Origin of the sequence: Pseudophaeobacter arcticus DSM 23566 (assembly GCF_000473205.1) — a bacterium.
GTDB lineage: Bacteria > Pseudomonadota > Alphaproteobacteria > Rhodobacterales > Rhodobacteraceae > Pseudophaeobacter > Pseudophaeobacter arcticus.
Map to the genome: position 1 here is coordinate 458,324 of NZ_KI421507.1, position 22,797 is coordinate 481,120.

The 22,797-nt window shown below is 63.3% G+C and carries 12 protein-coding genes; 4 read left to right on the forward strand and 8 right to left on the reverse strand.

What is annotated here, in order from left to right:
- Positions 1-3: 3 nt before the first annotated feature.
- Together ARCT_RS0106245 and ARCT_RS0106250 are read right to left on the reverse strand one after the other, a co-directional pair.
- Positions 4-6,549, reverse strand: a complete 6,546-nt coding sequence (locus tag ARCT_RS0106245; protein ID WP_027239289.1) for a type I polyketide synthase — start codon at positions 6,547-6,549, stop codon at positions 4-6.
- Between the two features lie 265 nt (positions 6,550-6,814).
- On the reverse strand, positions 6,815-8,278 hold the full coding sequence (locus ARCT_RS0106250; protein ID WP_027239290.1) for a membrane protein: 1,464 nt from the start codon (positions 8,276-8,278) through the stop codon (positions 6,815-6,817).
- 319 nt (positions 8,279-8,597) lie between these two features.
- Here ARCT_RS0106250 and ARCT_RS0106255 point away from each other — a divergent pair, with 319 nt between their 5' ends.
- The gene (locus ARCT_RS0106255) at positions 8,598-9,353 is read left to right on the forward strand and encodes a WecB/TagA/CpsF family glycosyltransferase (RefSeq protein ID WP_027239291.1); all 756 of its coding nucleotides are present in this window, start codon (positions 8,598-8,600) and stop codon (positions 9,351-9,353) included.
- 309 nt (positions 9,354-9,662) lie between these two features.
- On the opposite strand, the gene ARCT_RS0106260 is transcribed toward ARCT_RS0106255, so the two are convergent.
- The 5 genes from ARCT_RS0106260 to ARCT_RS0106280 all read right to left on the reverse strand — a co-directional run bounded on the left by ARCT_RS0106260 (position 9,663) and on the right by ARCT_RS0106280 (position 18,732).
- Positions 9,663-10,634, reverse strand: a complete 972-nt coding sequence (locus tag ARCT_RS0106260; protein ID WP_027239292.1) for a glycosyltransferase family 2 protein — start codon at positions 10,632-10,634, stop codon at positions 9,663-9,665.
- Entirely contained in the window at positions 10,631-11,713 is a 1,083-nt protein-coding gene (locus tag ARCT_RS25550; protein WP_051360575.1) for a glycosyltransferase family 2 protein, read from the reverse strand. The genes ARCT_RS0106260 and ARCT_RS25550 overlap by 4 nt, the downstream gene beginning before the upstream one ends.
- 148 nt (positions 11,714-11,861) lie before the next feature.
- A complete protein-coding gene (locus ARCT_RS0106270; protein WP_027239293.1) occupies positions 11,862-15,356 on the reverse strand; it encodes a translocation/assembly module TamB domain-containing protein in 3,495 nt (1,164 codons plus the stop codon).
- A complete protein-coding gene (locus tag ARCT_RS0106275) occupies positions 15,356-17,179 on the reverse strand; it encodes an autotransporter assembly complex protein TamA (protein WP_027239294.1) in 1,824 nt (607 codons plus the stop codon). Before ARCT_RS0106275 ends, ARCT_RS0106270 begins: the two co-directional genes overlap by 1 nt.
- A gap of 320 nt (positions 17,180-17,499) precedes the next feature.
- Positions 17,500-18,732 carry a urate hydroxylase PuuD gene (locus ARCT_RS0106280; RefSeq protein ID WP_027239295.1) on the reverse strand — a complete coding sequence of 411 codons (1,233 nt, stop codon included), beginning with the start codon at positions 18,730-18,732 and terminating at the stop codon, positions 17,500-17,502.
- A gap of 169 nt (positions 18,733-18,901) precedes the next feature.
- Here ARCT_RS0106280 and ARCT_RS0106285 point away from each other — a divergent pair, with 169 nt between their 5' ends.
- Positions 18,902-19,846, forward strand: coding sequence for a LysR family transcriptional regulator (locus ARCT_RS0106285; protein ID WP_027239296.1), 945 nt, complete (start codon positions 18,902-18,904; stop codon positions 19,844-19,846).
- Between the two features lie 449 nt (positions 19,847-20,295).
- On the opposite strand, the gene uraH is transcribed toward ARCT_RS0106285, so the two are convergent.
- On the reverse strand, positions 20,296-20,652 hold the full coding sequence (gene uraH / locus ARCT_RS0106290) for a hydroxyisourate hydrolase (protein ID WP_027239297.1): 357 nt from the start codon (positions 20,650-20,652) through the stop codon (positions 20,296-20,298).
- A 198-nt stretch (positions 20,653-20,850) separates the two neighbouring features.
- On the opposite strand from uraH, the gene puuE reads away from it, so the two are divergent.
- Together puuE and ARCT_RS0106300 are read left to right on the forward strand one after the other, a co-directional pair.
- Entirely contained in the window at positions 20,851-22,269 is a 1,419-nt protein-coding gene (gene puuE, locus ARCT_RS0106295; protein WP_027239298.1) for an allantoinase PuuE, read from the forward strand.
- Positions 22,266-22,763, forward strand: a complete 498-nt coding sequence (locus tag ARCT_RS0106300; RefSeq protein WP_027239299.1) for an ureidoglycolate lyase — start codon at positions 22,266-22,268, stop codon at positions 22,761-22,763. Before puuE ends, ARCT_RS0106300 begins: the two co-directional genes overlap by 4 nt.
- Positions 22,764-22,797 lie beyond the last annotated feature (34 nt).

Below are 22,797 nucleotides of genomic sequence, written 5' to 3' on the forward strand. Positions count from 1 at the left end.
GGGTCATTCCGCCGCTCGTGAAAAGGGAGCCTGCGGGCTGGCGTCCTTTTGGGCCGGTTGTGGCGAAGGTGGAACACCAGCCAGCCGGGGTTTCAGCGCCGCGGCCAGAGTGCTCACATTGGGCACCAGCACCATGCTGTCATGATCCCCCGGCACCTCAATCACCTCCAGACGAGGCGCCCAGCTGGTCCAGTCATTGTCGGCAAAGACATATTCCCGTTCACAACTGACCCAATTGCCACCTGAGACCTGCCAGTGGCGGTCCAGTGGCGGGCGCAGCAGCGTCAGCGGCCCTGTCCAAGGTTGCAGCGCATAGTTTTCGACCGATTGACGGAAGGCCAGCTCGATCTTGCGGTTGTTGAAGGCAGGCGCCTGACCGGTCTCGGCTGGGGTCTGGCGGCGTTTGCTCAGTTCCCACAGGATGCGGTTTTTCGCCCATTCCAGCAGATAACCCGCACCTTTGCGGCGCAGCTCTTGCAGTTTGATCAGCGCCTTGTCGACGGGTTTCAGGCTGGGGCGCACCGGCAGCGGCGTGTCGAGCAAGACCAGAGCCGCCGTCTCTTCGCCTGCGGCCTGCAACTGCCGGGCCATCTCATAGGCGGTAATGCCCCCGCCCGAGAAGCCGCCCAGCAGATAGGGGCCTTGGGGCTGGATCTGTCTGATCTCGGCCAGGTAGTCCGTAGCCGCCTCTGGAATGCTGGTATGCGGATCATCGCCGCCGATCAGGCCACGGGCCTGTAGCCCATAGACCGGGCGCGCGCCGCCCAGTTCCAGCGCCAGATGGCGCAGGTTCAGCACATTGCCAAACATACCCGCCACCACAAAGAAAGGTGCTACATCCCCACCGGATCCGGGGTGCAGCATCACCAAATGTGTATAGGTTGCCGCCCTTTGGCAGGCCTCCTGACCGGGCTGGGCTGCGGCATCTGCATTGGCATGTTGGCCACCCGCGCCGCGCTGGATCAGCAACTCGGCCAGGGTGGCAACACTGGGGGCTTCAAACAGGGTCGACAGGGGCAGATCCAGGTCATAGTGGCGTTTGATCTGTGCAAAGAGCCGCACCGCGATCAGCGAGTGGCCGCCCAGATCAAAGAAGCTGTCGGCTACCCCAACCTGGGTGACCCCCAGCAGGCTTTGGAACAGCTCTGCCAGTTGCTCTTCCACCGGGGTGGAGGGCGCCACGTAGTCGGTATCCAGTTGGGGGCGCTCAAAACTCTGGCCGGGATCCGCGCCCTGCGCGGTGGTGCCCTGCGCGGTCTGTTCGATCAGCGCGGGCAGATCCAGCGAGGAAATCACCATCTGCACCTGGTTGCTGGCAAGCGCCCGGGTCAGCGCCTCTGGGCCTTCGCTGGCGCGGATGCCATTGGCTAGGTTCAGCTGCAACCGGCGTTCGTCTTCTGACAGGGGCTGCTGCGCGGCGCCGGGGGCAAGCCCCAGCGCCTCGGCGCTGTGGTCGGCGCTGGTCTGAGCAGGCCTGGCTTCAAAGCCACCGGCAAGCCGGGTCATCTGAAAGCCTGTGATCTCAACCAGAACACGACCCTCGGTGTCGGTGAGGGTGACATCAAAACTCGCGCTGTCGCAGGTGGCACCAGAACGCAGCCGCATATGGCTGTAAATCTCTGCTGTCAAAGGCGCCAGAACCAGGATGCTGCGATAGCCCAGTGGTACCCAGAGATCCTTGCCCTCATAGCCGGGTGCCAGCGAGATGGCCCAGCCGGTTGCCAGATCCATCAGACCGGGAGGCAGCAGGCAGTTATCATCCTGCGCGGCCTGGGGCAGCTGCAGGCGGGCCAGACCTTCAGACGGGCCTTCAGACGGGCCAAAGGCGGTTTGTTGCAGGACCTGCCAGCGGGGACCAAAGTCCAGATGTGCCTCTTGCGGGGAGCGCAGGGGGCTCTCGGCTGTGGCGCTCTCTACCTGCGGGCAGCGGGCCCGGATGGCGGAAAGATCCAGCGATGGAGGGCTATTGGTGTCGGGCAGCAGGGTGATTTCAGCCTCGGCGTTGAGCGCATAGCCGCCCGCAGGCAGGGCGCTGTGGGTGGCAAAATCATAGCCCGCATCCTGCGCCTGCAGCCGCAAAACCACCTCGCGCGGGGTGGTCTCTGCGACCACCAGCGGGCGCAGAAAGGTAAGGTCCTTGATTTCAAACGGTGCTTGCAGCCCCTGGGCGGCCAGCGCCTCGGCGATCCATTCGATATAGCCGGTGCCGGGCACCAGCGCGGTGCCGCCTTTGGTGCGGTGTTCATCCAACAGCCAGGACCGGGCTGCGTCCAACTGGCTGGCAAAGATCGGATTGCCATAGGCGTCAAAGCCGGTTTGCTCCAGCAGGGGCTGGGCGCAGCTTTGGCGCTCGGTTGGGGCGGTGGCGCCCTGTCGCGCGGCCATGGCTTCGGCGGCCATGCCGGTGTCAGCCCAGACACCCCAGTCAATGGCGACAACGCGGGTTTGACCGCCCTGGCGATGGGCGGCATAGGCGTTGAGGTATTCATTGGCGGCGACATAGTCGATTTGCCCAGCGGGCCGGGTGACCGTCGAGGAGGAGGAAAACAGCACCATCAGGTCAAGACTGCCATCCGGGAACAGGTCGTCGAGCACCCGCAGGCCGGTGACCTTGGGGGCCAGAACCCGGGCGATCTGGGCTTCGGTTTTGGCCAGAATCGGCCCGTCGTCGATGATCCCGGCGCCATGGATCACCCCGTTGAGGCGGCCAAATTCGGCCTCGACTTTGCTCAGGGCGCTGCGCATCTCGGCGCTGTTGCAGATGTCTGCCGTCAGGGGCAGCACGGCACCTGAGCCGATTTCTTCCAGCTGTTGCACGGCGCGGATGCGCTGGGCGATACGATTGGCGGGGCTGTGACTGGCCAGATAGCGTGGCCAGTTGGCGCGCGGTGGCAGGCCCTGGCGCGAGACCAGCGCCACCTTGGCACCATAATGGCGCATGAGATGCGCCGCTGTGGCCAGGCCGATACCCCCGTAGCCGCCGGTGATCAGATAGCTGCCGCCAGGTTTGAAGCCGGGTTTGAAGCCGGGCTGATCCGGTGTTGGCTCAGCTGAGGCCTCTGGCAGGGCCTGGCTGCGCCAGCTTTTTTCAAACCGTTTGTCGCCGCGCCAGGCCACCACGGCATTGGCGGGCTCGGCCATCAGCTCTTCCAGCAGGCGCGGGGTCAGATCGGTCGGCGCGGCTCCGCGCAACGTGGCGATAAGCCCGGGCTGTGCCGGCAGTTCGATATCCACCGTGGCGCAGGTGATCCCGGGGAATTCCCGTGGGATCACCCCGGCGGGGCCGGCAATCATCGATTTTTCCGGGTAGGGCAGGGGCTCGGCGTTGAGCTGTGCCGCGCCAGTGGTAAAGATGCTCAGATGGAGGGGGTGATCCAGATCCAGGCCGCCCAGCTCTTGCGCCAGCGCAGTGAGGGAGGAAACCCCCATCTCGAGGTTGCGGTCAAAGAAGGATGAGCCGGGGCGGAAGTGTTCTTCCGGGCCGGTGACAAGCCAGAAATGGGCAATGCGATGGGGCAGCGCCTCTGCCTCGGCAAGATCTGCAAGCAGAGCGCCATAGCCGAGACGCCCCTGTTCGGGCGGCAGGATATAGTCGTCGGGCGCAAGCCGTGCGTAGGTGTCGCCGGGGCGCACCATGCTGACGCGATGACCCGCGGCACGCAGCCGGGTGGCGGTGGCGGCTGCCAGCCCACAGGTATCGGCAAAGATCAGCCAGTTCTGCGGTGTTTCTCCCAGGTCTGTCGCAATATCCAGGGGGCAATCGGCCAGGCGGGGGCGCCAGGCGGGGCGGTAGCCCCAGTCGCGGATCGCGTCATGGCGCCGGGGCAGCGCGGCGTCTTCCTGCTGCTGTTGTGTCCCCGGCGCGATGAAATAGCGGCTTCTTTGGAACTGGTAGCCGGGCAGCGGCAGGCGGTGGCGCTTGGCCTCGCCCCAGATCTGATCCCAGTCGGCCTCAACCCCGCAGGCCCAGAGCCGGCCGATGACGCCAAAGAAATAGGCGTCATCCATGATGTCCTGCTCCGGGTGGCGCAGGGCGCTGAGCACCTGTCCGGGCTGCACCGCGGGCGACATCTGGGTCAGCGCGCTCAGCGCCTTGCCGGGGCCGACCTCGAGGAACACCCGCCCCGGTGTGGCGGCAAGGCTGGTGATACAATCGGCAAAATGCACCGTATTGCGCAGCTGGCCAACCCAGTAGTCGGGATCCATGGCCTGTTCTGCCGTTAGCGGCTGACCGGTCCGGTTGGAGATCACCGGGATCTGTGGTGCGGCCAGGGTCAGCCCGGCGAGGAAGGCGCGATATTCTGCCAGAATACCGTCGAGCATCCGCGAATGTGCGGCGATATCAATCTGGATGCGCTGGTGGTCGATGTCGCGGCTCGTCAGCGCCTCTGCCAGCCTGTCCAGCGCGGCCTGCGGCCCAGAGACGGCGGTGAGGCTGGGCGCATTGACGCTGGCAATATCGAGATCATCGCCGATCAGCGCCTCTACCTCGGCCAGCGGCAGGGCAATTGACAACATGCCGCCCGCAGGCACCCGATCAAACAGGCGTCCGCGCAGCAGCACCAGATCAATGCAGTCCTCAAAGGAGATCACCCCGGCCAGACAGGCGGCGGTGTTTTCCCCCATGGAATGGCCCACCATGGCAGCCGGGCGAATGCCCCAGCTGATCCAGAGCTGTGCCAGCGCATATTCCACAATCATGATCAGCGGCAACTGCGCCGAGGGGCGTTGCAGTTGGGCATTGGCAGCCACTTCATCGCCTTCTTCCGGCAACCACAGCGCGCGAATGTCATAGTCAAGGCTGGGCTGCAGATGCTCCAGCCCCCGGTCCATCCAATCGGCAAAGACCGGCTCGGTCTCGTAGAGATCACGGGCCATGCCTGCATATTGCGCCCCACCGCCGGGGAAGGAAAAGACCACCTCTGGCGCGTCACCAAGGCGATCATGGTCAAAGACCTGGCGCGGATCGCCGGCCCGCAGCAGCGCGGCGGCCTGGGTTGCCGTTTCAGCCACCAGCACCCGGCGTTTGCCAAAACCGCGTCGTCCCTGTTTCAGGGTATAGGCCACATCGGCCAGATCGACCTCCGGGTTGGTCTCCAGATAGTCGGCCAGGGCCGTGGCATTGGCGTTGAGCGCCGCCTTGGACTGCCCCGACAGGCAGAGCACATGAAAGGGGAAGTCGCTGTCTTCGGAAGGCCCGCGTGCGGGGGCTTCTTCCAGAATGACATGGGCATTGGTGCCGCCGACGCCAAGCGCGTTGATCCCGGCCCGGCGCGGCCCGCTGTGCGAGCTCCAGGGCGTCAGGCGGTTATTGACCTTGAAGGGCGAGCCGTCAAAATCAATGGCCGGATTGGGCGCTTCATAGCTGAGAGAGGGGGGGATTTCCCGGTGCTTCAAGCCCAGCGAGGTTTTCACCAGCCCGGCAATGCCGGCGGCGGTATCAAGATGACCGATGTTGGTTTTGACCGAGCCAATGCGGCAATAGCCCTGGGCCTTGGTGCTGTCGCGAAAAGCCTCGGTCAGGGCCGAGACCTCGATTGGATCGCCCAGATAGGTGCCGGTGCCATGGCATTCCACATAGTCGATGGTTTCGGCTGAGATATCCGCCGCGTCCAGCGCCTGGCGGATGGCACTGGCCTGTCCGCCAACCGAGGGCGCCAGATAGCCGGCCTTGTCGGCGCCGTCATTGTTGATGGCGCTGGCCTTGATCACCGCCCAGATATGATCGCCGTCGGCCTGTGCATCCTCAAGCCGACGCAGGGCAACCGCGCCTGCGCCAGAGCCAAAGACGGTGCCCTGGGCGCGGTGGTCAAAGGCGTGGCAATGACCGTCGGGTGACAGGATTTCATTCTCTTTATAAAGATAGCCGCGCCCCTGCGGCATATCAATTGTGACTCCCCCGGCCAGCGCCATGCCACATTCGCCGCTCCGCAGCGCCTTGCAGGCGTAATGCACCGCCACCAGAGAGGTGGAGCAGGCGGTTTGGATATTGACCGAAGGTCCTTTGAGATCAAAGATATGGCTGACGCGAGTGGTGAGAAAATCCTTGTCGTTGCCGGTGTGGCGCAGCAGGAACATGCCCACCTCGTCCACGAGACCGGGATTGGAGCAGATGTTGAAATAGAAGTAGCTGCCCATGCCGCAACCGGCATAGACGCCGATGGGCTCTGACAGGCTTTCGGGCGGATGGCCGGCGTTTTCCATGGCGCTCCAGGCGACCTCAAGGAATTTGCGGTGTTGCGGGTCTAGAATCGCAGCCTCTTTGGGGCTGAAGCCAAAGAATTCGGCATCAAAATCGGCAAAGCCCTCCAGCAGAGCAGCGTGGGGCACATAGTTTGGATCGGCCAGGGTGGTGGCGGGTACACCTGCGTCCAGCAGGGCGTCGCGCTCCAGCGGTACGATGGATTCAATGCCGTTGCGCAGGTTGTTCCAATAGGTCTGCACGCCCTCGGCGCCGGGAACATTGACTGACATGCCAACAATGGCGATATCGCCGCTATACTGCGGCGCGCCCGGGTTCTGATCTGCTGTCTTTACCACGACAAACATTGACCTCTACATTTGGCAAATCTGGGGTGCTTCTCCTGCCTGCAATCCCCGCTCTGCCAATGAGCGAAGTTCGGTGCCCCAGGAGAGGCCATTGTCTGGCGGGTAGGTCAGGGGCGCATTCGGCAGGCAGATTGGCGGTTGTTGCCAGCTGTTCTGCGCTGCGGTTACGATTCCTTGTTACCCAAGGCGAAATTGGTTCATCACTGCGGCAAATCTGTGAAGGCTTGGTGTTGAAAGCGGGTATAAAAGCGAAAACAATAAGGCATTATATATGGCTACGTGACTTTGGGGAAAGAGTCTGCGGCATCAGGATCTGCTTGCCCTCAAACAGGGCGCGCGGTTTTTCAAACAGGTCCGGGTAGCGCAGCCGCTCGGCATAGCCCAGAAGGGATCCCGCACAGAGCCAGGTCATCGGTACCAGGGTATCATTGAGCATCATATCCACCATGGTGGCCGCAAGGATCAGCGCGATGGGCGTCGCATAGGGCGAGATATCCTGGCGCCTGCGGCGGTGGATCTCAATTCCGAGCAACACAATAGAAAGCGATAGCAATCCCATCTCGGCCAGATAGCCAAGCCACCCCAGGGTGCCAAAGACCAGGATCCAATGGCCGTCCGGGATCGAAATGATGGCACCGGTTTCCAGCTCGCGTACCAGATTGCGGCCCCAGCCGCCCCAGCCGAACCAGGGTTTTTCCGCGGCGCGCTGCAGCAGCATCGCCTCATTGTCAAAGCGATAGCCCAAAGACTGCGCCCGTTCGGAGCTGATGGCTTCGGCCTGGGCCAGGATGGCTTCGGTGGGAATGAAGCCGAGATTTCGCAGCATCGGATAGGTGATTGCCACTGCCGCCAAAGCGATGGCGACACGGATTTGCCAGCGCGGTGAGGCCAGCGCCACCAGCGGCACAAAGCTGAGCCCATAGGCCAGCGAGGCAAAGCTTTTGCACAGCACCAAAACAAAGAACAAATAGGCCGAGGCAACGAAAAACCGCAGGCGATCCCGCCCCTCGGCGGCACGGGCCAGTGACACGGTGGCCAGGACTGCGGAAAACATAAACAAGGCCAGCCACAGGGAATGCGGCATAAAGACGATGGGGCGAAACCCGCCCTGACGCATGGTTTGCGCAAAATCATGCTGGAAGAAGCCATAGACCATAATATTGATCTGCGGGCTGAGACGGATCTCGATCAGCGAGGGGATTGAATAGGCCAGCCCGGCGATGCAGAGCGCGAGCAACAGTTCCTTTTGTCCCTCAGGCGAGGACAGATAGCGCCGCGCCAGCAAGAAGGGCATCAAGATGATCACTTGGTTGATCATAACCGAGCCGAGATCCCGCCATCTGAGCCCCGGCAGCATATCGGTGACAAAGACAATTGGATCGGCATCTGCCAGCACTTCAAAAATCACCGGGTCGCCATTGGTCATCACCGTTGGAATCACCGCAAGGATAAAAAGCAGCATGAGAATTCGCGCCAGTGGGTGGCGCGGCAGCAGCGGTACCTTTTTGCGCATGAACCCGATGCAGAGGACAAAAGCCGTGACCGAGGGAATGGTGAATTTATCCATATCAGGCACCAGTGGCAGGTCGAACTCGGCCACCGGGGGCAGCAGCAGATAGCCCGCCAGAATGCACCACAGAATTGCCCGTTCCAGCGGTAAACGCCGGAACAGCACCAGGCTGACCACGGGCCAGAGCAGCAGCATCAAAGAGGCAAGTGCATTGGGCATGAGGTGAGTTTAGTCTCCAATTGCGGCAGCGCGATGGGCATTTGGTGGCCGGGTGGTGGCTGGGTGATGGCCGGGTGATGGCTTGGACCGGGAAATTTTGAGCCCAAATGACATCACCCCAGATTACATCACCCAAGGCGCACTGTCGCGAGAAAATCCGCGCCTGTGATACCTCGAGGGCTAAATGAGCGCGCGCGAAAGGCTATATTCAGCCGGTCATGATAGAGTGGCTTGAGCAGCGGTCTTTTGCGGAGTATTTGCGCAGCGCTGCTCGGAAATTGGCGGATTCCGGTTTTGGGGTCAGCGTAGGAGTGATCAGGTGTTTTTTGAGTTTCAAGGCCAGCGTATTACAGTCAACCTGCCTACACGGGCAGCCCTGGAGAGCGAGGTTCTGCGGCGGTTTTCGGCGGGTGAAGGTTTTGCCCTGGCCACCGTGAACCTGGATCATCTGGTGAAACTGGCCGAGTCGTCAGAATTCCTGAAGGCCTATGCCGGCCAGGATCTGGTGGTGGCGGATGGGCGGCCCATTGTCTGGCTCTCGCGGCTGGCCAAACGGCCGGTTGAACTGATGCCGGGGTCTGACATGGTTTTGCCGCTCTGTCGTCTTGCCGCTGCGGCGGGTGTGCCGGTGGCCTTGGTGGGCAGCACCGAGGTGGCGCTGCGGGATGCCAAGGCGCATCTGGAGGCGCAGGTGCCGGGGTTGGATCTGGCCTGGTGCCATGCGCCCTCGGGGGTTTTTGACCCCAAAGGCGCCGAGGCCGGTGAAATTCTCGCGGAATTGAACAGCAGGGGCATCCGGCTGTGTTTTCTGGCCCTGGGCGCCCCCAAGCAGGAAAGCCTGGCCCATCGCGGCCGCAGCGCGGCGCCGCTGGTGGGCTTTGCCTCGATTGGGGCGGGGTTGGATTTTCTGGGCGGCCACCAAAGGCGGGCGCCGCTCTGGGTACGCAAGATTGCCATGGAATGGCTGTGGCGCGCCTTGAGCAGCCCAGGCCGGATGGTGCCACGCTATGCCAAATGCTTTGCCATTCTGCCCGGTCAGATCTGGAAGGCCCTGCGCAACCGGCCCAAACTGTAGCTCCCGAACACCCGTATTCTACCTGGATTTGCCAGGACCGTGAGGGGTAGATCCGAGAGGGGGAAGGACGAGTAGGGGAGGGCTGGGTTAGGCAGCACCGGGTTCGGCAGGAGCGGGTTAGGGAACACCGGGTTAGGCAGAACAGGGGGCAAACCCGGCAAGGGGGGGCTCCCGCGCCTGCAGATGGGGGCTATGCCCCCCACTTGGCAGCCTTGGGCCCGGCGCTGTCTCTGGCGAGCCAGCGCTGCAGCGCATTCATCCAGGCCTTGTGGCCAAGGGAGCAGGCGCCAAAGGGCGGGCGGAAAGCGCCTATTTATACTCCAATATCTTGCGGTTTTTACCACGCAAGCGGTCCCAGAAATACTCTGCTACACCGGCGCATTCGGCAAATTTCCCCAGCAGCGAGAAGCAAGCAGGCCGCAGCCCCATGCGCGGCGTGAGACGCGCCAGCTGCAGTGGGTAAATCACTGCGGCCAGCAGCGCCCAGGGGGTGATCGCCACAGTGCTCAGCAGCAGAGCCAGCGGCAGAGCCCCGCCCCAGAGCAAGGCGCGGCGGGTCTCGGTGACCCAGTGCCGGTCTGGTGAGGCCCCATGCAGAGCAGCGCCCTGGGCAAAGGCATAGCCGGCCCGGCGGCTGCGCTTCCACCATTGGCCAAAGCGGGTCATCTGCGCATCATGCAGGGTCATTTCCGCATCAATCCGCCAGATTTTCCAGCCCTTGCGGCGCAGGCGCAGGCACATCTCGGGTTCTTCGCCAGCGATCAGATCGGCGCGGTATCCGGCCACGGCGCGCAGGGCCTCCAGCCGCATCAGCGCATCGCCGCCGCAGGCCCTGGCCTCGCCTATGGGCGTGTCCCACTCGCTGTCGCACAGCTGGTTATAGATCGAAGCCTCTGGAAAGCGCTCGCGGCGGCGGCCGCAGACCACGGCCACCTCTGGGTGGTGCTGCAAAAACGCCGCAGCCTGGGGGATCCAGCTGGCGTCCACCTCGCAATCGCCATCAACCAGCTGCACAAACCCCTGTTCGCCCTGCAACCGGTCCAGCCCTGCATTGCGGGCGCGGGCCGCGGTGAAGGGCCGCGCCATATCCAGCTCCACCACCTCGACCCCCAGCGCCAGCGCCGCTTTGGTCGAGCCATCGCTAGAGCCGCTGTCGACGTAGATCAGCCGGTGTATCTGCGGTTGCAGCGAGGCAAGGCAGGTGAGCAGACGAGTGCCTTCGTTGCGGCCTATCACCACGGCGCTGATGAGAGGGGGAGTGTACGCAGGGGATCCCGTCATTGTGAGGTCTCGCTGTTCTTCAGGGGCCTCATTGTGTGACTGGCCAGATAGGCACTATAGGCGGGATCGGCCTGCAGGAAGCCCTGCTGTTGCAGGGTCGCGAGAGCCGGGGCGCGCTGCGCCTGTGGCGACCAGAGGCTGATATCCGGGGAGTGCTGCAAAACCGCCAGCCGCTGGCGATCTTCGCCATGGGCAATCGAGGCCGCCGCCACCGAGGCCCGGTCCCGCGCCAGCGCATCATTGGCAAATTTGTAGTGCTTTATCAGCGCCGACATCGGCGCCAGCCGCAGCCCGGTCGAGGCATGGGGATGAACGGCGGGGGTGACACCGGCGCCCACATAGATCAGCGGGTGCTTGGTCAGGCAGCAGCTCTCGCCAAAGACCTTGCCACGGATGCCGCCAAACAGCAGCTGTGGCGCGGGCGGCGTGATTTTGTTTTGGTGCAGAAAATAGCCCAATCCTGTCGCAGGGCTTTGGTAGTCATAGGCGGTGACGCTGCTGATATCGCAGTGATCAAATTGCTGCAACACCTGCAGGTAGGGCAGCGCAGCGACCGTGGACAGAGGCGCCTTTGGGAACATTTCCAGCATCTGGGCCATAAGTCCGGTATAGCCCTGATCGGTCAGAAAACCGGTCAGCCCCCGCAGGCCAATCTCTGCCCGGCCCTCAAAATCAAAGATCTCATCCATATCGGCGATGAGACACCAGCGGTCGGTGGCATAGCGTTTGGCGGCATAGCTGCGAAAGTCGTTTTCATAGTCTCCCCAGGGCAGGGTCGATTGCAGGATGCTCACCCCGGGCTGTTGGCGCAGCCGGTCCAGTGTGCCCTCGCGCGAGCCGTTGTCGAAAAAGACAAAATGTGCGACCCCGAGGCGGCGATAATGGTCAAAAAAGCCGTCCAGATAGTAGGCGCCATCGCGCACCAGCGCGACCAGAACCACCTCATCTGCTGCGGCGATCCGCTGTTTTGGCCCATGCAGATGACGCAGAGAGGCGAAAAATCGGGCGCGGTGCAGCGCAGAGCCGAGGCGTTTTGTGATGCGGGCAGCAATGGCGGGCTGCGGCGGGTGGTCACTCATGCAATCTGTCCAGCTGTCGGGTCTGTCGGGGCAGGTTAAGCGGCTGCTCCGGTTTGGAAAAGCATTTGCAGGCCTAGTGAAGACATGTGTCGAAATTGCGCCGCCGGGACGGAGCGCTGATGGCATGGGGGCTGCGGGCGTCAGAAAATCAGTAATCCCGTTTGAAAAACAGGCCAAAACCGCTTTCGCCTTCACTGTCGACAGTGCCGGTCACGGTGACGGACTCGGTGAGGTCGATGTTGATGCTCAGCTCACTGTCGCCCTCGGTGTTGACGTTGAAATCGGTATAGGCCTTCTCGCCGATATAGCCCCCAAGCCCCAGCAGCCCCGAGCCGATATTGTCGAGACCCACCTCCACATTGTCAGCGCCGGTTGCCTCCCGCAGGCGGCTTTGGTTGCCCAGCCCGCGTCCGCTGAGATCCAGAGCGGATTTGGCCAGCCGGGCCAGTGCCAGGGGGGACAGATCATCCAGGTTGTCGCCAAACAGCAGCAGCGCCAGGGCCTCTTCGCTGGGGCGGGGCGGGTCCGAGGTGACCTTGATTTGCGGCGCGTCCAGCGGGCCTTCGATCTCCAGCGTGGCGGAGCCGCTGGCGGTACTGGCAGAGGAGCGAAACTCCAGATGGGGTTTCAGATCCCCCAACAGGGTGATGCGGCCTTCGTCCAGCTCCAGGCGCCGCCCGAGGATATCAAAGGTGCCACGCTTCAGGCTGATCTGCCCGGAAGGCGCCAGGGCGGCGGTGCTGCCGCGCAGCTGGATGCGGCCGCCCAGTTCGGCATTGAGCCCACGGCCCCGGGCAAAGATGCGGTTGGGCGCGTCAATCAGCAGATCCAGGTTGATGTTGCTGCTGGAACCCGTGCTGGCGGCGGTTTGGATCAGCCCGGCGCGGGCGCGGGTCAGCCGTACCGCGCGGGTTTCGCCGATGTGGCGGATTGGCGGGATTGGCGCCGCCGAGATCGCCCCCCCGGCGGTGTTGAGGTTGATATTGCTTTCGCCGATATCAATCCGACCGCTCAAATTGCTGTTGCCGGCCAGCGGCCCATTGAAGGTCAGCGCGCCGTTCAGCAGGGTTTCATAGCTCAGATGATCGCTCAGCGTGACATCCGAGATGCCAATCTTGAGCGAAGCATCAAAGGGGGGCGTCAGGGCCATTGGCCCGGTCAGTTGCAGCGCGCCGCCATCGCGCGGGCGGGCCGAGACCTGAAGCTGCGCCCGTGCATCCCGTAGCGTGACAGTTGCGTTGATATCATCAAGCCGCTGGGCCGCAGCGGGCAGCGCCATCGCGGCGCCGCGCGTGGTGATGCTGCCCGTCAGGGCCGCGAGCGCGGGCGCGCCTTTTAATGCCAGATCAAAGGCGGCAGTGCCGCTCAGCAGATTTGGGGTGATAAAGGGGTTGGCCCCCTCCAGCCGGGCCTGCCCCTTGGCGGTGATATCCGCCTGTCCGCTGCGCTCGTCAAAGCTGCCAGCGAGGTGCGCCGCGGCACCCGAAGGCGCCTTGGCATCACTGGTGATCTGCCAGCGCCCATCGCGGCGTTGCGCCTTTCCCGTCGCGCTGAGCCTGCCCGGCAGTTCGGGAACGAAGCGCTGCATTTCTTCCAGAGAGGCCTCAAAGGTGACATCTGCCGCGCCGTCCAGCTGGGCACTGCCCTGGAGCTGGGCAAAGGAGGCATGTGGCCCCTTGAGCTGTAGCTGCCCCGTCAGGCTGTCGCCGCTTCGGGCCAGGTCGCCCTCCAGGGTCAGCGCCCCAGAGACCTGCGGCACCAGTGGGTTGAGATCCTTGAGCCCCGCCCGCAGATGCAGGCTGCCGGCGCGACTGTCCAAGCTGCCGCTGGCCTCGGCTGAAATTTGCCCGCCCAGCAGTGTGAACCTGTCGATGTCCAGCCCATCGGCACCGCGCGCGCCCTTGAAGGTCAGCGCCAGATTGCCCTCGGTCAGCTGGTCAACAAGGGCAATCCCGGCAGAGACTCCCTGGCCTTGCAGCGCCAGATCAGCCGCGAAGGCACCGGACAGCGGCGTGAGCGAGCCCTTGATCTGGCTTTGCACCGCGCCCGACAGGGGCTGCCCTGCCAGGGCAGAAAACCGCTGCAAATTGCCGGCGCCGATGCGCAGGTCGCCAGTGACCTTCAAGCCGCTTTCCAGCCCCTCAAAGCCCAGATCTCCGCTGGCCTGGTAGTCCTGCCCCTGCAACAGCAGATTTTGCAGGGTGAATGCCGCCGCGCCGCCCTGCGTGGTCAGATGGCTGGACAGGGAAATTTCGCTCCCCGCTGCCTGGGCCAGGGCCGGATCGCGCAGTTTCAACCCCTGAAGGTCTGCAGCGATATCCCCGTCGAGCTGCTGCGCACCGGTCTCATCCAGCGACAGCTGTCCCTTGGCGGTAATCACCCCGGTTTTGATCAGCGCCTGAGGATGGCTGAGCTGGGTCAGTTCGGCACTCACGGACCAGGGGCCATCGCTGGTTTTCTGCGCCAGGATTTCTGTGCCTGCAAGGGTGGTGTCGGCGCCGGGCAGGGGCAGGATGACTGCGGCCTGCCCGGGGGGCGGCGTGATCGCGGCGCGGATATTGGCGGTGTCCAGCAGTCCTGCGGGTGTCAGGGCCAGCGCCCCGGTGAGCCGCAGGGCCTGGCTGCGCAGGGCAAAACTGTCCAGCGCCAGCCCCGCCGTGGAGGAGGTGCTGCCCCGCAGGGTCATTTGCAGGCCCGGCCCAAAGAAGGGGCGATAGTCCGGCAGCAGCAAGGCGTCGATATCGCCGCCAAGATCGGCAGCGAAGGCGATGCCAGCCGCTGCGGCGGTGTCCCTTGTGTCGTCTGTTCCGGCATCGGTTGCATCCGCCAGCGCTGCCAGTTCAACACGGCCCGACAGCCGGTTGCTGCCGTTGGAGGACAGGGCAATCTGGGCGGTGAAATCTTCAACCGGGCCGGTGCCCTTTATGTCGAGCTGCAGGCTGGGGGCCGCAGGCAGCGCCAAAGCGGTGGCGATCAGGCCTCCTGAGGCTTCTTGTAGCGCCAGATCAAGGGTGATCTGGCGGCTGTCCCTGGCATATCCGGCCTCTAGGCTCAGCCGGTCACCGGGTTTGTCGAGCCGGTTCACCTTGAGCTGGGTTGCCAGACTGCCCTCGGCCAGTTTCAAGCCCCCCTGCAGGTTGAGGCTGGCGGCAAAGCCAAACAGCGATTCATCCAGCAGGATATGGGCGATGCTGATCTCTCCCAGCTCGATCGCGACTGGCAGGTCCGGCAATTGAAAGGGCGTGGCCTCAGGCGCGGGCAGGCTGGGATCCGGCGGCAGCGGCTTTGGCTGCCGCAGCACGGTGATTTCCGCCGCCTTCAGGTGATTGATCGACAAATTTCCGCGCAGCAGCGCCAGCCGGTTCCAGTCCAGCTCGGCGCCGCGCAGCCGCAGCCAGACGCCCTCGGCATCGGCGACGGTGATCTCGTCGATCACCGCCTGCGAGGAAAAGGCACCGTTCAGACCGGTCACGGTGATGTATTGGTTTTCCGCAGACAGGGTCTCTTCAAGAAAACTCTCGAGATAGCTGGGCTCGGGCGCGGTTTCCTGCGCTGCCAGAGGCGAGATCAGAGGCGAGACCAGGGATAGCGAGAGCGCAGAGCTGGCCAGCAGAGCGGCGGGGAACAGACCGGGAGCGCGCATCAAAAAGCCTGCCCTATACCGATGTAGAACTGCAATCCATCCTCGGTGCCACCATCCACCGGATAGGCGAAATCCACCCGCAGCGGCCCGATCCCGGCCACATCATAGCGCAGGCCAAACCCGGCGCCTGAATGGCTTTGCGACGTGCTGGAGACAAAGGCATCGCTGTCGACATAGCCAATGTCAAAAAAGCCTACCAGCGAGAGTTTGTCAGTGATCTTGCCGCGCAATTCACCCGAAAGCGCCAGATAGCCACGCCCACCGGCGGAATTGGCGCCCACCGGCACGCCCAGGGACTGGTATTCATGGCCGCGTACGGATCCGGCGCCGCCAGAGAAAAACAGCAGCGTCGGGGAGGCATTGCTCAGCGAGGGGCCAATCACCGAGCCAAGCTGGGCGCGACCGGCAAGAACCAGACGATCACTGCCGCCCAGCCCGTGGTAAATTCTCCCGTCAAGCTTGACCTGCAGCCCATCGTCGGTGCCGTCGAGCCCGAGGAAAGGGGTGAGGCGGGCGTTGATGAAATAGCCGCTGGTGGCATCCACCCGGCTGTTGCGCCGGTCATATTCCGCCCGCAGAAATCCGGCGATATATTTAAAGCGGCGTTTGCCAAAGGCATCCTCGGCCAGGATTGTGTTAAAGCCAAAGCCGGCTTCGGCAAACAGCTGGTCGGAATAGACCCGGCGCAGACCAATGCCGCCCCGCGCTTGGGTGGCGGTGTAATGCTCCTCGTCCAGCCGTTCGGCCTCAACAAGGTAGAACAGATTGTCATCCGGCCCCAGCGAGGCCGGTTGGTCCAGACGCAGGGCGATGCGCCCGTCGATGTCATTGCTGCTGCCCAGCCCGCTGAGCCGGGTTTCAAAGCGCAGCTTTTCAGCGCCACCAAACAGATTGCGATGCATCCAGGTGGCGGTGACCTCTATCCCGTCAGAGGAGCTGAGCTCGGCGCCAAAGGTCAGCCGGCGCGGCGGCATGTCCTCGACGGTGGCGATATAGTCAAGCGTGCCATCCGGGTTGGGCTGTTCCTCGGCGCGCAGGGTGACAGAGGAAAAGGCGCCGGTGCGGCGCAGCCGGGTGGCGGATTTGGCCACAAGATCCGGGTGATAGACTTCGCCGGTTGGCAGGCTGGCGATGCGCTGGATCGCCTCGGCGCGCACGGCGCTGGGGGTCACCAGCCGCAGCGCGCCAAACCGCAACTGCGCGCCGGGGGCCATGGTCAGGCGGGCGTCCAGGGTATTGGCGCGATGATTGGCGGTGATCGCTTGCTGCGCCAGACGGGCCTTTGGGTGGCCGGCACGGCGCCAGGCCAAAAGCCCGGCCGCACTGGCATCGCGCAGAACCCCGGTGGTGGCGGGCTGGCCGGTGGCAAAACCGGCGGGGCGTTCAACAGTGCTATTGGTGGGCCAGGGGGTGATCTCGGCGCGGGAAAAGCGAAAGCTGGGGCCGGGGATCACGGTGATGCGCACCTGATTGATCTGGCGCGGCGCGTTCAGCGGCTCAATGCGGGCGGCCTCTTGCCCGTCGAGGCGGATATTGACCTGCGGCGCAAAATGCCCGGCGTCATAGAGCACCTGCACCAGGGTTCGATAGTCCGACAGGGCGGCAGCCAGCAGTTCCTGCGCGTCGACTTGCGGATCCGCCCCAAGGACGCTGGAGGCGCCTTGCAATCGCTGGGTCAGCGCATCCGAGGCACCGGGAGCAGAGAGTTGCGCTTCGGCGCTGCTGCCCGCAGTTGGCAGCAGGGCGGTTGTCACACACAGACCCAGAGCGGCTGCGCGCAGGGCCCTTTGGGGGGCAGAGCGCACGGGCAAATTGAAAAACATGGGCACTCCGGGCAGCGTGCAGAAATTGGGCGCAGAACAGACATCCCGGTCACGTGGCAGCAGGCAGAACGGCCACTCAGGATATCTTTGCGACCCTAGCACAGAGCGGCGGGAGGTAAAGCGGTCTCAAACGGGATTGGAGAAAAGTTCGGCGAGGCGGGCAGGAAGCCGCGCATCTGGGCTGGCCGCAGCCCTGAGCCCTTGGCATGTGAAGGCAGCCGACATGAAGGGGGCGGCGCAATATGAGCGCAGGCGAACTGTGAGTGCAGGCGAACCGTAGGGGGCTGGCGAACTGCGGGGGAGCCAATAGGCGAGGCAGGCTACATGCCGGCCTTGGTGAACCAGCGCCGGATTGCGGCGCGATCCTCTGGCTCCATAAAGGTGACATTGGCGGGGGGCATGGCATCGGTCAGGCCGGCATGCAGGAACACCGCCTTGGCCTGGCGGGCCAAATCGGCTTCGGTTTCCAGCAGAACCGCCTTGGGGGCGGTGCGGATGCCATCCCAGAAGGGCTCGCGGGAGTGGCACATGCTGCAGCGGCCCAGGACGATCTCATGCACCTCTTCAAAGCCATCGGCCTGTGCCATTTTCAGCGCCGTTCCGGTCAGCGCGGCGCTGTTGTCCGCCTCCTCGCCCTGGTGCTCCAGCCCCAGAGTGGAGAGAATGATCACCCCCAGGAACAACAAGACCGTGGCCAGCCAGGTCCAGGTTGGATTGCCGGTGCCGGCATGTTTGGTGTTGAAATAGTGCCGGATGGTAACCCCCATCAGGAACACCAGTGCCGCGATCAACCAGTTGTAATCAGAGGCAAAGGCCAGCGGGTAGTGGTTTGACAGCATCAGGAAGATCACCGGCAGGGTGAGGTAGTTGTTATGGGTCGAGCGCAGCTTGGCGATCTTGCCATATTTGGCATCCGGGGTGCGCCCCGCCTGCAGGTCCGCCACCACGATGCGCTGGTTTGGCATGATGATGAAAAACACATTGGCGGTCATGATGGTGGCGGTAAAGGCACCAAGATGCAGCATCATTGCGCGACCGGTAAAGACCTGGTTGAGCCCATAGCCCATCACCACCAGCAGTCCAAACAGCAGCACCATCAACAGGGTGGGGCGCGCGGCCAGGCCGGATTTGCACAGGCGATCATAAATCAGCCAGCCAACCGACAGGGAGGCGGCCGAGATGGCGATGCCCTGCCAGAGCGTCAGCTCCGCCTTGGCCTGATCAATCAGATAGAGCTCTCCGCCCACCCAATAAACCACCATCAGCAGCGCAAAGCCCGACAGCCAGTTGGTGTAGCTTTCCCATTTGAACCAGATCAGATGCTCTGGCATTTCAGCCGGGGCCACCAGATATTTGCGGATGTGGTAAAACCCACCGCCATGCACCTGCCATTCCTCACCATGGGCACCAACCGGCAGATTGGGCGCCTTGCGCAGGCCCAGATCCAGGGCAATGAAATAGAAAGAAGAGCCAATCCAGGCCATTGCAGTGATTACATGCAGCCAGCGAATGGCAAAGCCCAGCCAATCCCACATCATCAGAATTTCATACATGCCGTGCCCTCATACCCTCTGTGTGGTGTCGTCTTTGTTCTGCGCCGTGATTTGTTCAGGATTTCCCCCGGCGCCACCCTAGGCAAGCTCCTCTTTATTCGGTATTCCAGTAAACTTCCAAGCTGTATCAAAAAAACAAGAAGAATGCCGCGAGGCAACCGGGGGCGCCATGTCTTATCTCGACAATATCCGAACCTTTGTGCGTGTCTATGAGCTGGGCTCGATGTCGGCGGCGGGGCGGGATCTGCGGGTCTCTCCGGCGGTGACTTCGGCGCGGATTTCGCAGCTGGAGGATTACCTCGGGGTGCGCCTGTTCCAGCGCACCACCCGCAATCTAACCGCAACCGAACAGGGCCAGGCGTTTTATACCGGTGCGGTTTCGGTGCTGGAGGCGGTGGATCAGGCCGAGGCGCAGGTGATGCATCTGACCGATACGCCGCGTGGCACCCTGTTTGTGGCCGCGCCCCTGGGGGCAGGCCGGCGGCTGGTGGCGCCCGAGGTGCCAGCCTTTCTGGCGCAGTATCCAGAGATCAATATGCGCCTGCGGATGTCGGACCGAACGGTGGACCTGACCACCGAAGGGCTGGATCTGGCATTCTTTCTGGGCCAGCCGGAGGACAGCAACCTGCGCATTCGCAAGATCGCCGATTGCCAGCGGGTGCTTTGTGCGGCGCCGGACTATGTTGCGCGCCATGGCAATCCTGCGGGGGGGGCGGATCTGGTGGGCGGCAGTCACAATTGTCTGAACCTGCGCTATCCCGGCGCCAGCGAGTTTCAGTGGATGTTGCAAAGTGAAGACGGGCCGAAACGCTTTGCGGTGTCGGGGCGCTATGAATGTGATGATGGGGATGTGCTGACAGACTGGGCGCTGGCCGGGGAGGGAATTGCGCTGAAGCCGGTGTTTGAGGTGGCGGAGCATCTGATCTCGGGGGCGCTGGTTGCAGTGGCGGAGCAGACCCCGCCGGTGCCGGTGCAGATGGCCTGTCTTTATACGCATCGCCGCCACCAGGACCCAAAGACACGGTTGTTTATGGATTTTATGACCCAGCGCATGGGTGCCTCGGTGCGCGCCGCTGAGGCATCTGTTGCCATTTGCGCGCCAGGCGAAAACTAACGTCGCGATGCCAAAAAAAGGGCGAGGCTCCCGCCTGTTGAAGCAAAAGGGGGGCTCCCGCCAACTGTTTAATAAGGGCGGAGCTCCCGCTCAGATTGATTAATGGGGGGGCTCCCGCCCAGGTTTATAGGGGGGGGCTCCCGCCCCCGGGACATGCCCTGACGGGCCCGCCCCGGCCTTGGGCCCGGCGCCGCTGTCGCGGCGCGGTTGGTGACATCCGGTGGATGTTGCTGGATGCGGGAGGATGTTGTGGCGCAAAAAGATCAAGAAAGAAGATGTGCTGAGAAGCGCTTCAGGAGGCAGTCTGCCCCTGAAGACGCCCTGTCGAGTTTAATGCTGTTGTGCCCACCTCAAGGGTAAACCGGGCAGAGCCCGGCGGCTGCGCCGCCCTTGACCCGACCACAACAGGGACCCGACCACAACAGGGGCAGGGAGCCCAGGCGCCGGGGTCAGCTGCCACGGTAGGTGGAATAGCCAAAGGGTGAGAGCAGCAGGGGCACGTGATAATGGGCCTCTGCGTCACTGATACCAAAGCGAATGGGCACCTGATCGAGAAACAGCGGCTCGGCGCCGGCCTGGCCGCTGGCGCGCAGATAGGCGCCGGTGTCAAACACCAGCTCGTAGGTGCCGGGGGTGAACTGGTCCTGGGGCAGGATGGGGCTGTCGGTGCGCCCATCGGCATTGGTACTCATCTGGGCCAGCTTGTGGCGGCTGTCGCCGTCGATGCGGTAGAGGGTGATGGGCAGGTTGGCGGCAGGGCTGCCCTGGGCGGTGTCCAGAACATGGGTGGTCAGATATCCGGTCATTTCAGAGGCGCTCCGTGAGACATGTGCTGCATTTTCCTGCATGACTATGGATTTTGCTGCAAACACCGCTGCTTTGACAGTGTATTCGGGAATATTTGAAAAAGAAGCCGCGTCTTTTACAATAGCAAGAGAGAACAGGCCGTTTTGCCGTCTTGGACGCTGCAGCGGTGGACAGAGATCAGGGAAGAGACGCAGCGCATGAACAGATATCCGCGCAATATGATTGGCTACGGGGCACAGGCACCAGATGCGGCCTGGCCGGGGGCGGCCCGGGTGGCGGTGCAATTTGTGCTGAACTACGAGGAGGGGGGCGAGAATTGCACCCTGCATGGCGACGCCGCGTCCGAGGCCTTTTTGTCCGATATTGCCGGGGCCGCGCCCTGGCCGGGGCAACGGCACTGGAATATGGAATCGATCTATGAGTATGGCGCCCGGGCTGGGTTCTGGCGGCTGCATGACATGTTCACCGCTGCGGCTGTCCCGCTGACAATCTATGGCGTGGCGACGGCGCTGGCGCGCTCGCCGGATCAGGTGGCGGCGATGAAATCCGCAGGCTGGGAGATCGCCAGCCATGGTCTGAAGTGGGTCGAGCACAAAGATATGGCCCCGGAAGACGAGCGCGCCGCCATTGCCGAGGCGGTGCGGCTGCATACCGAAGTGGTCGGGGAGCGGCCGCGCGGCTGGTACACGGGCCGCTGCAGCGCCAATACGCTGCGGCTGGTGGCAGAGGAGGGCGGCTTTGACTATGTCTCGGACACCTATGATGACGATCTGCCCTATTGGCTGGAGGTCGGTGCCCGCGACCAGCTGGTGATCCCCTATACGCTGGAGGCAAACGATATGCGCTTTGCCACCGCACCGGGCTATATCACCGGCGAGCAGTTCTTTCAGTATCTGAAAGACGCCTTTGATCTGCTCTATGCTGAGGGGGCAAATGGTGCGCCCAAGATGATGAGCATCGGGTTGCACTGTCGGCTGATTGGCCGCCCCGGCAAGGCGGCGGGGTTGAAGAAGTTTCTTGAATATATTCAGGGCTTTGATCATGTCTGGTGCCCACGCCGCATCGAGATTGCCGACCATTGGGCCAAGACCCATCCGCATCAGCGCCGGGAGCGCGCCAGCCAGATGGACCTGGCGCGGTTTGTCGAGGTCTTTGGCGGTATCTTTGAGCACTCGCCCTGGATTGCCGCGCGCGCCCATGGGCTGGAGCTGGGGCCGGCGCATGACACCGCAGGGGGCGTGCATAATGCCCTGTGCCGGATGTTCCGCTCTGCCAGCGAGGAGGAGCGTCTGGGGGTGCTGACCGCGCACCCGGATCTGGCGGGGAAACTGGCGGCGGCGAAACGGCTGACAGCCGAGAGCAGCTCGGAGCAGGCCAGCGCCGGGCTGGATGCGCTGACCGATGCGGAGCGGCAGCGGTTTAGCGCGCTCAACAGCGCCTATGTGGACAAGCACGGCTTTCCCTTCATCATTGCGGTGCGGGACTACGACAAGGCCTCGATCCTGGCGGCCTTTGAACGGCGCATCGACAACAGCCGTGCGGAGGAGTTTGCCGAGGCCTGCAAACAGGTGGAGCGCATTGCCGAGTTCCGCCTGCGCGATCTGGTGCCATCATGAACGCGCCAGAGAACAGGGTCTTGATCCAGCCGATGAGTGCTGCGGGGTTTGCTCCCTTTGGCGATCTGCTGCAGGCCACTGGCCAGCCGGACAAGATCATCAATCAGGGGCTTTGTGGTCGCTACCATGACCTGGCGCAGATGGATTTTAGTGACGGGCGGGCGGGGCTGAGCCTGTTCAATGCCGAACCACGCGCCTTGCCGATGCCGCTGCAGATGATGGAGCGCCACCCTGAGGGCAGTCAGGCCTTTATTCCGATGAGTGAACACGGGTTTTTGGTGATCGTGGCGCCGGATGCGGGCGGCCGCCCCGGTAGGCCGCTGGCCTTTGAGACCCAGCCGGGACAGGCGGTGAATTTTCATCGCGGTACCTGGCACGGGGTTCTGACACCTTTGCAGGCGCCGGGGCTTTTTGCGGTTGTGGACCGCATCGGCGCAAGCGCCAACCTGCAGGAACACTGGTTCGAGACGCCCTTTGTGGTGGCGCGAAGCTGACAACGACGAGAGGGATCACCCAAAGAAGGTGGCG